The 12,883-nt window shown below is 59.9% G+C and carries 7 protein-coding genes and 1 pseudogene; all 8 read right to left on the bottom strand.

All coding sequences use genetic code 11. The features are described 5' to 3' along the window. Positions 1 to 2: 2 nt before the first annotated feature. The gene (gene oadA, locus RT582_RS20125) at positions 3 to 1,784 is read right to left on the bottom strand and encodes a sodium-extruding oxaloacetate decarboxylase subunit alpha (RefSeq protein ID WP_125862846.1); all 1,782 of its coding nucleotides are present in this window, start codon (positions 1,782 to 1,784) and stop codon (positions 3 to 5) included. A gap of 19 nt (positions 1,785 to 1,803) precedes the next feature. Next, positions 1,804 to 2,052 carry an OadG family protein gene (locus tag RT582_RS20130; protein WP_125862845.1) on the bottom strand — a complete coding sequence of 83 codons (249 nt, stop codon included), beginning with the start codon at positions 2,050 to 2,052 and terminating at the stop codon, positions 1,804 to 1,806. A 27-nt stretch (positions 2,053 to 2,079) separates the two neighbouring features. Further along, positions 2,080 to 4,689 carry a bifunctional aconitate hydratase 2/2-methylisocitrate dehydratase gene (gene acnB / locus RT582_RS20135; RefSeq protein ID WP_125862844.1) on the bottom strand — a complete coding sequence of 870 codons (2,610 nt, stop codon included), beginning with the start codon at positions 4,687 to 4,689 and terminating at the stop codon, positions 2,080 to 2,082. 48 nt (positions 4,690 to 4,737) lie between these two features. Further along, positions 4,738 to 5,961: a 2-methylaconitate cis-trans isomerase PrpF gene (gene prpF, locus RT582_RS20140; RefSeq protein ID WP_125862843.1), complete on the bottom strand. Its 1,224-nt coding sequence runs from the start codon at positions 5,959 to 5,961 to the stop codon at positions 4,738 to 4,740. Positions 5,962 to 6,065: 104 nt separating this feature from the next. Then, positions 6,066 to 8,666 (bottom strand): Fe/S-dependent 2-methylisocitrate dehydratase AcnD, encoded by a 2,601-nt coding sequence (gene acnD / locus RT582_RS20145; protein ID WP_313479590.1) that lies wholly within the window; start codon positions 8,664 to 8,666, stop codon positions 6,066 to 6,068. A gap of 75 nt (positions 8,667 to 8,741) precedes the next feature. Then, on the bottom strand, positions 8,742 to 9,869 hold the full coding sequence (gene prpC / locus RT582_RS20150) for a bifunctional 2-methylcitrate synthase/citrate synthase (protein ID WP_125862841.1): 1,128 nt from the start codon (positions 9,867 to 9,869) through the stop codon (positions 8,742 to 8,744). 84 nt (positions 9,870 to 9,953) lie between these two features. Beyond that, a complete protein-coding gene (prpB, locus tag RT582_RS20155) occupies positions 9,954 to 10,841 on the bottom strand; it encodes a methylisocitrate lyase (RefSeq protein ID WP_125862840.1) in 888 nt (295 codons plus the stop codon). Then, positions 10,838 to 11,560, bottom strand: a pseudogene (locus RT582_RS20160) (GntR family transcriptional regulator). The gene prpB and the pseudogene RT582_RS20160 overlap by 4 nt, the downstream one beginning before the upstream one ends. Between the last annotated feature and the right edge of the window lie 1,323 nt (positions 11,561 to 12,883).

Here is a 12,883-nt window from a genome sequence, read left to right on the forward strand (position 1 = left end):
CCTTAAGCGATGGTCAGCAGGCTGTCGCCTACCAACACCGCGTCGCCGACCTTGACATTCACACCTGAAACGGTGCCCGCCTTGAATGCACGGATCTCGGTTTCCATCTTCATGGCTTCGAGGATGATCACCAGATCGCCCTCCTGAACCAACTGACCGGGCTGTACGAGCACCTTGAAGATATTGCCTGCCAGCGGTGCTGGCTGAGGCTCACCAGTGCCAGCGGCCGGTGCAGAAGCAGTTGCAGCTGTTGCGCCAGAAGCGTCACCGATCGGCTTGAGCCCCTCGATGTTGCCACCTTCATTGACCTGTACCACGTACGACTTGCCGTTGACCTCGACGGTGTAAACCTCGGGTACGCCCGCTTCGCGTGGTGCCTGCTCGTTGCCGGTCGGCATCGGCTCGAAGGCGGCGGCGTTGCCGCGGTTCTCGAGAAACTTGAGGCCGATCTGGGGGAACAGCGCATAGGTAAGAACGTCGTCGATCTCATCCTTGGCCAGCTTGATGCCTTTCTCCTGAGCCAGACCCTTCAGCTCGGCGGTCAGCTTGTCCATTTCCGGCTGCAGCAGGTCGGCGGGGCGGCAGGTGATGACTTGCGCACCGTCGAGCACGCGTTGCTGCAGTTCGGTATTGAAAGGCGCCGGCGCCGCGCCATATTCGCCTTTCAGAATGCCGGCGGTCTCCTTGGTGATGGACTTGAAGCGCTCGCCGGTGAGCACGTTAATGACAGCCTGTGTGCCAACGATCTGCGAAGTGGGTGTCACCAGCGGGATGAAGCCGAGGTCTTCGCGGACGCGAGGGATCTCGGCCAATACCTGGTCAAACTTGTCGAGCGCGCCCTGCTCCTTCAGCTGGCCTTCCATATTGGTCAGCATGCCGCCAGGCACCTGTGCCACGAGGATGCGTGAATCGACGCCCCTGAGCGTGCCTTCGAATTTCGCGTATTTCTTGCGTACCTCGCGGAAATAGGCGGCGATTTCTTCCAGCAGTTCCAGATCGAGCCCGGTGTCGCGCTCGGTGCCCTGCAAAATCGCCACCACCGATTCGGTCGGCGAATGCCCGTAGGTCATCGAGAGCGACGAAATAGCGGTATCGACGTTGTCGATGCCAGCCTCAACGGCTTTTAGGATGGCTGCCGTCGACAGGCCCGCCGTAGCGTGACACTGCATATGGATCGGAATGGACAGGCTCGTCTTAAGGCGTGAAACCAGCTCGAAGGCCGTATAAGGCGTGAGGATCCCGGCCATGTCCTTGATCGCGACCGAATCGGCGCTCATGTCTTCGATCCGCTTGGCCAGATCGACCCACATGTCCAGGGTATGCACGGGACTGGTGGTGTAGGAAATGGTGCCCTGGGCATGCTTACCCTGCTGCTTGACAGCACGCAGCGCGGTTTCCAGGTTGCGTGGATCGTTCATCGCGTCGAACACGCGGAACACATCGACGCCGTTGACCGCCGCCCGCTCGACGAACTTTTCCACCACATCATCGGCGTAGTGCCGATAGCCCAGCAGGTTCTGACCGCGCAGCAGCATTTGCTGGCGAGTATTGGGCATCGCTTTCTTCAGTTCGCGGATACGCTCCCACGGGTCTTCGCCCAGGTAGCGAATGCACGCATCGAAGGTCGCGCCACCCCAGGATTCAACCGACCAGAAGCCCACCTGATCGAGTTTGCCGGCAATCGGCAGCATGTCTTCAAGACGAACACGGGTGGCCAGAATGGATTGATGGGCGTCACGTAGCACCACGTCGGTAATGCCGAGCGGCTGTTTTACAGAAGTCATGAGGGAATTCCCTTTCTGATCACCCGCGACGCGCGCGGTGCTGATGAATGGCGGACTGAATGGCGCTCAACTCGTCGCCACTCAATTCAATAGAGGCAGCGGGACTCGGCGCTGTTCGCACGGCCGGACTCGGCGCTGGTTCGAAACGACCCACGCAGAACGACATCAGTCGGATGCAATAGATGAGCAGGACAAGAAATACGAAGACAGAGCCTATGCCGAACAGCATAAGCTCGACGCCTTCCCAGAGAAGCTGGTTAGAGGTCATAACAAAAACCGCCTGGTTAGTTTCGAATTAGATAGCAACCACGTCGATCTTGGCCCTGGCCGCGGACTCACGGAACTCGGCGATCTGGTCGAAGCTCAGGTAGCGGTACACATCCGCCGCCATGGTGTCGATCTGAGCGGCGTAGACCATGTACTCCTCGACAGTCGGCAGACGACCAATAATCGAAGCAACGGCTGCCAGTTCGGCAGAAGCGAGGTAGACGTTAGTGGCGTCACCCAGACGGTTGGGGAAGTTACGAGTCGAGGTGGAGACCACTGTCGAGCCGGTTTCCACGCGTGCCTGGTTGCCCATGCACAGCGAGCAGCCCGGCATTTCTAGGCGCGCGCCGGCGCGGTTGTAGATGCCGTAGTAGCCTTCCTCGGTCAGCTGGTGCTGGTCCATCTTGGTTGGCGGCGACAGCCACAGACGCGTCGGCAGCGCGCCTTCGACCTTATCCAGCAGCTTGCCGGCAGCACGGAAGTGACCGATGTTAGTCATGCACGAACCGATGAACACTTCGTCGATCTTCTCGCCCTGCACGCTGGAGAGCAGACGGGCGTCGTCCGGGTCGTTCGGTGCGCAGAGAACCGGCTCGGTGACTTCGGACAGGTCGATCTCGATGACTTGGGTGTATTCGGCGTCGGCGTCAGCACTCATCAGTTGCGGGTTGGCCAGCCAGGCTTCCATCGCCTGAGCACGGCGCTCCAGGGTGCGCGCGTCGCCGTAGCCTTCGCTGATCATCCAGCGCAGCAGGGTGGTGTTGGACTGCAGGTATTCGGCAATCGCCGCTTCCGGCAGCTTGATGGTGCAGCCAGCAGCCGAACGTTCAGCCGAGGCGTCCGACAGTTCGAACGCCTGCTCGACGGTCAGCTCGTTGAGGCCTTCGATTTCGAGGATACGGCCGGAGAAGATGTTCTTCTTGCCCTTTTTCTCGACGGTCAGCAGGCCTTTCTTGATCGCGTAGTACGGGATCGCATGCACCAGGTCGCGCAGGGTGATGCCGGGCTGCATCTTGCCCTTGAAGCGCACCAGTACTGACTCGGGCATGTCTAGCGGCATCACACCAGTGGCGGCGGCAAAGGCAACCAGACCCGAACCGGCCGGGAAGGAGATGCCGATCGGGAAGCGGGTGTGCGAGTCACCACCGGTACCGACGGTGTCCGGCAGCAGCATGCGGTTCAGCCAGCTGTGGATGATGCCGTCACCCGGACGCAGGGAAACACCGCCGCGGGTCATCATGAAGTCCGGCAGGGTGTGGTGGGTGTTGACGTCGATCGGTTTCGGGTAGGCCGCCGTGTGGCAGAAGGACTGCATCACCAAATCAGTGGAGAAGCCCAGGCAGGCCAAGTCTTTCAGCTCGTCGCGGGTCATCGGCCCCGTGGTGTCCTGGGAACCGACGGTGGTCATCTTCGGTTCGCAATAGGTGCCCGGACGGACGCCTGCACCTTCCGGCAGACCGCAGGCGCGGCCGACCATCTTTTGCGCCAGGGTGAAGCCCTTGGTGCTTTCGGCAGGCGCTTCCGGCTTCTTGAACAGGTCGGAAGGACCCATGCCCAGTTCGGCACGCGCCTTCTCGGTCAGGCCGCGACCGATGATCAGCGGAATACGCCCGCCAGCACGCACTTCGTCCAGCAGGACCGGGGTTTTCAGCTCGAATGTGGCCAACACGTCATCGGTGCCGTGCCGGGTTACCTTGCCGGCCAGCGGGTATACGTCGATCACGTCGCCCATGTTCAGCTTGGCAACATCGAACTCGATCGGCAGGGCACCGGCGTCTTCCATGGTGTTGTAGAAGATCGGGGCAATCTTGTTGCCGAAGCAGAAGCCACCGCCACGCTTGTTCGGCACGTAAGGGATGTCGTCGCCGAAGAACCACAGCACCGAGTTGGTGGCCGATTTGCGGGAGGAACCCGTTCCGACCACGTCGCCGACATAGGCGACCGGGTAGCCCTTGGCCTTGACTTCTTCGATCTGCTTGAGCGGACCGATGGAACCCGGTGCGTCAGGCGTGATGCCGTCGCGCGCCATTTTCAACATCGCCAGCGCGTGCAGCGGAATATCCGGACGCGACCAGGCATCGGGCGCCGGCGACAGGTCATCCGTGTTGGTTTCGCCGGGCACCTTGAACACGGTCAGGGTGTACTTCTCGGCGATCGGGGCGCGGCTTTTGAACCACTCGCCCTCGGCCCAGGACTGCAGAATGGCCTTGGCGTAAACGTTGCCGTTCTTGGCTTTCTCAGAGACATCGTAGAAAGCGTCGAACATCAGCAGCGTGTGCTTGAGTTCTTCGGCGGCGGCAGCGGCCAGCTCGGCGCTGTCCAGCAGCTCGACCAGGGTCACGATGTTGTAACCGCCCTGCATGGTACCGAGCAGTTCCACCGCGCGCTGTTTGCTGATCAGCGGGGAAGTGGCTTCGCCCTTGGCGATGGCGGCGAGAAAGCCTGCCTTGATATAGGCCGCTTCGTCCACGCCCGCGGGGACGCGGTGGGTGATCAGGTCGAGAAGAAATTCTTCTTCGCCAGCAGGCGGGCTTTTAAGGAGCTCGACCAGGCCTGCGGTCTGCTCGGCATTAAGCGGCTGGGGCACGACGCCCTGGGCGGCACGCTCTTCTACGTGTTTGCGATAGGCTTCAAGCACGGTGACTCCTCTAAATGGTAACTTGTCGGCGCAAGAAAAAGTGATATGTCACAGAACTACGGCTCGTGCGCTGAGATGAGAAATCTCAGAACGCCCCCCCGGCACCCGCACGCATCCTTCCATCAGGATGCGAGCGCTGCGGCTCATGCTTGCCTTCAGCACAGTCCACACGTCGTTGACCTTGCGGGCTTCGGCGCCTACTCGCAGGGTGCCGGACGGATGCCCGAACACCACTTCAGTACGCTCTCCGCCTCCTGCCGCCAGGTTGACCAATGTTCCCGGAATGGATGCCGCTGTAGCGATAGCGACTGCTGCAGTGCCCATCATCGCGTGGTGCAACTTGCCCATCGACAAGGCACGCACCAGCAGGTCCACATCATCGGCCCGCACCGCTTTACCGCTGGACGAAACGTAATCGGAAGGCTCGGAGACGAACGCCACCTTTGGCGTATGCTGACGCTTGGCTGCCTCCCCGATCTCCTTGATCAGTCCCATGCGCAACGCACCATGAGCACGAATGACTTCAAACCTAGCTAACGTCTCGAGATCGCTGTTAATCACATCCTGCAATTCCGTGCCGGTAAAGCCTATCTCTTTGGCGTTGATGAAAATCGTCGGAATGCCTGCGTTGATCATGGTCGCTTTGAGAACACCGATACCCGGCACATCAAGATCATCGACGAGATTGCCCGTGGGGAACATCGAGCCACCGCCCTCACCTTCGTCTGCTGGGTCGATGAACTCCAGCACGATCTCGGCGGAGGGAAAGGTCACGCCGTCCAGCTCGAAGTCACCGGCCTCCTGTACCGCGCCATTGCTTACCGGCACGTGGGCGATGATGGTCTTGCCGATGTTGGCCTGCCAGATGCGCACACTGCAGACGCCGTCGCGCGGTATCCGCACAGGATCGACCAGCCCAGCGTGCAAGGCGAAGGCACCAGCAGCCGTGGAGAGGTTGCCGCAATTGCCGCTCCAATCGACAAAAGCGCTGTCGATCGAGACCTGGCCATAAAGGTATTCGACGTCGTGTTCGGGCCGATCGCTTTTGGACAGAATCACGCACTTGCTGGTACTGGACGTCGCACCGCCCATACCGTCAGTGTGCTTGTCGTAGGGGTCCGGGCTGCCGATCACGCGCATGAACAGCTTATCGCGCGCCTCGCCTGGCACTTGCGCGGAGGGCGGCAAATCCTGCAGACGGAAGAAAACGCCCTTGCTGGTGCCACCACGCATGTAGGTGGCTGGGATTTTCAGTTGCGGTGCATGAGCCATGGAAACCTTGCCTTATCGAACGCCGCGACCACCGGCCGCTGTATGAACCCATCAGTGTGCGGCGGACGGCACTGCTTTATCCCAGCCGTGCCGCTGCCAACTAGTCAGGATGCTTGGTTAAGGAAGTCTTTGGCGAAACGCTGCAGCACTCCGCCAGCGTCATAGATCGATACTTCCTCGGCCGTGTCGAGCCGGCAAATGACTGGCACCTCAAGCCGCTCGCCGCTCTTGCGGATGATCACCAGGGTCAGCGTGGCGCGTGGAGTGCGCTCGCCGATCACGTCATAGGTCTCGCTACCGTCGATGCCCAGCGTCTTGCGTGTGGTGCCGGGCTGAAACTCCAGCGGCAGCACGCCCATTCCAACCAGGTTGGTCCGGTGGATGCGCTCGAAGCCTTCGGCCACGATCGCCTCGACGCCGGCCAATCGCACACCCTTGGCGGCCCAATCGCGAGAAGAACCCTGACCGTAGTCCGCACCGGCAATGATGATCAGCGGCTGTTTGCGCTCCATGTAGGTTTCGATCGCCTCCCACATGCGCATGACTTTGCCTTCCGGCTCGACGCGGGTCAGCGAACCCTTCTTCACTTGGCCGTCGACTACGGCCATCTCGTTGACCAGTTGCGGGTTGGCGAAGGTGGCGCGCTGAGCGGTAAGGTGATCGCCGCGGTGGGTCGCGTACGAATTGAAGTCCTCTTCCGGCAGGCCCATTTTCGCCAGATATTCACCAGCCGCACTGTCCAGCAGAATCGCGTTGGATGGCGATAGGTGATCGGTGGTGATGTTGTCTGGCAGTACAGCCAGTGGGCGCATGCCCTTGAGCGAGCGTTCACCCGCGAGCGCGCCTTCCCAGTAAGGCGGGCGACGGATATAGGTCGACGTCGGCCGCCAGTCATACAGCGGGCTTTCGGCTTCGTCCACCGTCCCCAGATCGAACATCGGGATGTAAATCTGCTTGAACTGCTCGGGCTTCACCGACGCGGCAACGATGCGATCGATCTCTTCATCGCTCGGCCACAGATCCTTCAGGGTAATCGGCTGGCCAGACGGATCATGGCCCAGCACGTCTTTTTCAATGTCGAAACGCACGGTGCCGGCGATGGCGTAGGCAACCACCAGCGGTGGCGATGCGAGAAAGGCCTGCTTGGCGTAAGGATGAATGCGGCCATCGAAGTTGCGGTTGCCCGACAGCACGGCGGTGGCGTACAGGTCGCGATCGATGATTTCCTGCTGAATCTTCGGATCCAGCACACCGGACATGCCATTGCAGGTGGTGCACGCGTAGGCGACGATGCCGAAACCAAGCTTTTCCAGTTCCGACAACAGCCCCGCATCCTCCAGATACAGCTTGGCGACCTTAGAGCCCGGCGCGAAGGAGGTTTTGACCCAGGGCTTGCGCACCAGCCCCAGCACGTTGGCCTTCTTGGCCAGCAAACCGGCCGCGACCACGTTGCGCGGGTTCGAGGTGTTGGTACAGCTGGTGATCGCAGCGATGATGACCGCGCCGTCTGGCATGAGCCCCTGTGCTTCCTCGGCGAGCGCCCGGTCCAGGTCCGTGGCGATGCCGCGCTCGTGAAGCGCGGATGTCGGCAAGCGACGATGCGGATTGGACGGCCCGGCCATGGTGCGTTCGACGCTGGACAAATCAAACTCCAGCACCCGCTCGTATTCAGCACCAACCAGCGCATCGGCCCAGAGCCCGGTGGTTTTTGCGTACTGCTCGACCAGCGCCACCTGTTCCGGCTCGCGGCCGGTCAGTACTAGATAATCGATGGTCTGCTGGTCGATGTAGAACATCGCCGCAGTGGCGCCGTACTCGGGGCACATGTTGGAGATCGTGGCGCGATCACCGATGGTCAGGCTGGCCGCGCCTTCGCCGAAGAACTCGACGTACGCACCGACCACCCGCTCCTTGCGAAGGAACTCGGTCAAGGCCAGGACGATGTCAGTACAGGTGATGCCGGGCTGATGTTTACCCGTCAGCTTAACGCCAACGATATCCGGCAGACGCATCATCGAAGCGCGGCCAAGCATCACGGTTTCGGCTTCCAGACCGCCGACGCCGACGGCGATCACACCCAGGGCATCGACGTGTGGGGTGTGGCTGTCGGTTCCCACGCAGGTATCCGGGAAGGCTACGCCACCCCGCGCCTGGATAACCGGCGACATCTTCTCAAGGTTGATCTGGTGCATGATGCCGTTACCGGCCGGGATCACATCGACGTTCTTGAAAGCCGTCTTGGTCCACTCGATGAAGTGAAAGCGATCCTCGTTGCGGCGCTCTTCTACCGCACGGTTCTTCTCGAACGCATCGGGATCGAAGCCGGCGAATTCCACTGCCAAGGAATGATCGACGATCAACTGGGTCGGCACGACCGGATTGACCTTCGACGGATCACCGCCCTGCTCGGCAATCGCATCGCGCAGACCGGCCAGATCCACGAGCGCGGTCTGCCCGAGGATGTCGTGGCAGACCACGCGAGCCGGATACCAAGGGAAATCCAGATCTCGACGACGCTCGACGATCTGCTTCAGCGAGTCGCTCAGCATGGCAGGATCGCAACGCCGAACCAGCTGTTCGGCCAGTACGCGCGAGGTATAGGGCAGCTTGTCGTAGGCACCCGGCTGAATAGTTTCGACCGCAGCGCGGGTATCAAAGTAATCCAGCAGGGTGCCGGGTAGCGGTTTGCGGTGTTCTGTATTCATGCCGAAAAAACTCGATCCAATGGATATTCGTAGGCCAGGTCGGAGGAGCGCCGCTCACGCGGCCTCCCGGGCTGATCAGCGCTCGGCTATCGGGACAACTTTGCGCTGTTCCGGGCCGACGTATTCGGCGCTCGGCCGGATGATGCGATTGTTGGCCCGCTGCTCAATGACATGCGATGCCCAACCGGTTACGCGAGAGCAGACGAAGATCGGCGTGAACAGCTTGGTCGGGATGCCCATGAAGTGATACGCGGAGGCATGATAGAAATCGGCGTTGGGAAACAGCTTCTTTTGCGCCCACATGGTTTCGTCGACGGCTACCGACACCGGGAACAGAACAGTGTCGCCCACTTCATCGGCGAGCTTCTTGGCCCACACCTTGATGACTTCGTTGCGCGGGTCGGACTCCTTGTAGATCGCGTGGCCGAAGCCCATGATCTTGTCCTTGCGCTCGAGCATGCCGAGGATGCCCTGCACCGCATCTTCCGCAGATGTCCATTGCTGGATCATGTCCATCGCCGCCTCGTTGGCGCCGCCGTGCAGCGGGCCTCGCAGTGAGCCGATGGCGCCGGTGACGCAGGAGTACATGTCCGACAGGGTCGAGGCACAGACCCGCGCGGTGAACGTCGATGCGTTGAATTCGTGCTCGGCGTAAAGAATCAACGAAACGTTCATCACCTTGACGTGCAGCTCGCTCGGCTTCTCGCCATGCAGCAGGGCAAGAAAATGGCCACCCAAGGTGTCTTCATCGCTGGTGCAGTCGATCCGAGTCTTCCCGTGCGTAAAGCGATACCAGTAGCACATGATCGCCGGGAATGCGGCCATCAAACGCTCAGCCACGTCGCGCTGTTGCTCGAAAGAATGCTCCGGCTCCAGCGTACCCAGTACAGAGGCACCCGTGCGCATCACGTCCATCGGGTGAGCATCGGCCGGAATCCGCTCCAGCACTTCCTTCAACGCGTCCGGGAGGTCGCGCATGGTCTTCAGCCGTTCTTTGTAGTCGGCCAGTTGCTGCTCGGTAGGCAACTCACCATAAAACAGTAGGTAGGCGACTTCCTCGAACTCGCTTTGTGCCGCCAGATCTCGCACGTCGTAACCACGGTAGGTCAGGCCCGCACCGGTCTTGCCCACAGTGCATAGCGCGGTCTGCCCAGCGACTTGTCCACGCAGGCCCGCGCCACTCAAAACTTTTGCTTCAGCCATTGCTCTCTCCTTATTGGATTTGTTCTGGATACTGCAAATTGCTCGTCAAACGGACGGAGCACCTATTAAGCGCCCCGCCCTGCTTCAGCCTTTCTTCTGGGCGAACAACGCATCGAGGCTTTGCTCGAAGGCGTGATAGTTGATGCGGTCGTACAGCTCCATGCGGGTCTGCATGGTGTCGATCACGTTCTTCTGCGTCCCATCGCGCCGAATCGCGGTGTAGACGTTTTCAGCCGCCTTGTTCATAGCGCGGAACGCAGACAGTGGATACAGCACCAGCGAAACATCAGCACTGGCCAGTTCGTCCGTGGTGTACAGCGGCGTCGAGCCGAACTCCGTGATGTTGGCAAGAATCGGCGCGCCGACCTTTTCGGCGAACAGCTTGTACATCGACAGCTCGGTTATCGCCTCCGGGAAGACCATGTCGGCACCCGCCTCGACGCAGGCCTGGGCCCGCTCCAGCGCCGAATCCAGCCCCTCGACCGCCAGCGCATCGGTACGCGCCATGATCACGAAACTGTCGTCGGTACGCGCGTCGACGGCTGCCTTGATCCGATCAACCATTTCCTGTTGAGAAACGATTTCCTTGTTCGGCCGATGACCGCAACGCTTGGCGCCGACCTGATCCTCGATATGAATCGCAGCGGCGCCGAACTTGATCATCGACTTGACGGTGCGAGCGACGTTGAAGGCCGAAGAACCGAAGCCGGTATCGACATCGACCAGCAGCGGCAGATCGCAAACGTCGGTGATGCGGCGCACGTCCGTCAGCACATCGTCCAGACCGCTTATGCCGAGGTCCGGCAAACCGAGTGAACCGGCCGCAACGCCACCACCCGACAGGTAGATCGCCTTGAAGCCGGCACGCTTGGCCAGCAACGCATGGTTGGCGTTGATGGCGCCAACTACCTGCAGGGGATGCTCGCTTGCCACCGCATCACGAAAACGCTGGCCGGGGGTAGGAAATGTCATGCCTCACCTCTTGTTTGTGGTGTCTGTGCCTGAGCGGCCTGGTAGTGGCGCGCGATGTTGCGTTTGGACCCGCCGATATGGCGACGCATCAGCAACTCGGCCAGCTCGCCGTCACGGTCGGCAATGGCATCGAGAATCCGGTGATGTTCGGCAAAAGCCTGACGCGGGCGATTCGGGGTAGCGGAAAACTGGATGCGGTACATCCGTACCAGCTGATACAGCTCGCCACAGAGCATCTGAGTCAACGTGCGGTTGCCGCTACCCTGGATGATTCGGTAGTGGAAATCGAAGTCGCCTTCCTGCTGGTATTAGCCGACGCCGGCCTGGAACGCCTCGTCCTGCTCATGGGTGTTCAATACGCGCCGCAGCTCTGCGATCTCGGCCTCGCTCATACGCTCCGCGGCAAGTCGACAGGCCATGCCCTCCAGCGACTCACGGATCTCATAGAGCTCGATCAGCTCGGCGTGGCTCAACGACACCACACGAGCCCCCACATGCGGCACACGGACCAGCAGCTTCTGCCCTTCAAGACGATGTATCGCCTCACGCAGCGGGCCGCGGCTTATGCCGTACGTGCGCGCAAGCTCGGGCTCGGAGATTTTGCTGCCAGGGGGTATCTCGCCCTTCACGATGGCAGTTTGGATGCGACGAAACACGTGCTCCGAAAGCGTCTCGCTGCTGAGCTGCATGTGTGTCACGACTTCAGTTAGCTTTAACATATTGTTGACACATATCCATTTTTTAATGAATTTATTCCAAATAAAAGCCACCGTCAACGATGATTGTCGACACATTGTTGAAGCAAGCTGACTTTGTTTTGTGACCTGTCGCACGCCTTGGGGATCTGCTCGGCTAGGACATAGCCCGAGGCTCAGCCATATCACCGGTTGCTCACATCGCCAAAGCAAGCGAAGAAGTGGTATTGGCAGATCGTCATGACTTGAGAGATTTAGTATTAACCAGCTGCAGGGCCGCTCGGCATGGTTGCACTTCTTCCAGGCCGCGCCGATGTCGTAGCCGCCGGCCGCCTTGGTACAGGAACAAGACTAGAAGTCATGTTGAGATCTCTTCTACTGACTGGCTCGCCACCTCGCAGCAAATCTGCCGGACGAAATCGCCCAGCACCCTTGTGCGGTCGATGCTCGTTGTACTCAGGTCGCCCGTCATTTGCTCCTCCGACCTGAACTACGTGCATCGAAGACGAAGTTCATTGATCACACCTGATTCGGAGCGCTCGGTAGGTCTAGGTGTTCGCGCTCTACTGCGCCGCCTCACGTCAAGCCAGCGGCTCGGTACATGCGATAGATCTGCTTGTGGTCATCCATGCTAGCTAGCGTGCGACTGGAGAACGCACCTTACTAATGAATTCATTCAAATCAATGCCGGCGAAATAGCAGGCTGGAGAATCTAGGGCTGTTGCCTAAGGATGCGTTTTTATGGCGAACTGACAGATATCGAAGTAGTTGTAGCAATTGCCAACTAGATAACTCGCGAAACCAAACCTGACAGAAGAGTACGGAACCGGTTGGTTGTGGCCTTGCTTCGATTTCTATCTGCAGTTGCCTACGCTTAAAAAAGCGCGACTGAGACCTCGCGCCACACATGCGCTTCGATTTGCGCCGGCATAGGACCTTTACGTTGGGTTCGCCCTCAACCGGCGCGCCCCATCAGCTAAGCCATTGCGCTCCAATCCATCAAGATAATTACGAGCACGGTGAAACTGGGGGCTGATCTGATCAAGCACGCTCTCAGGAAGACGAAGCCATTCGGTGACACCGCGATAGACATGACGCATTGGACCGGCGAGCCCTTCACGAGAGGAGTGCCTGAAAAACGGTGTTTCCATGGAAACAATCACGGTAATCAAAAGCTTTTCTTGAAACTACCAACGGCGGTCACGTTCGTGCTTCCCTGCGCCAGGACTATGGTCATCTACAGCAAATGAACCGAGGCGGCTTAATGTACTACGGCTTAAACGCTAGTTCTTACCTAGTGTCCCGAGCGGGTAGTTCGTTTATTTAACAACATATCGATATACTGGC

Origin of the sequence: Stutzerimonas kunmingensis (assembly GCF_032106285.1) — a bacterium.
Classification (GTDB): domain Bacteria; phylum Pseudomonadota; class Gammaproteobacteria; order Pseudomonadales; family Pseudomonadaceae; genus Stutzerimonas; species Stutzerimonas kunmingensis_B.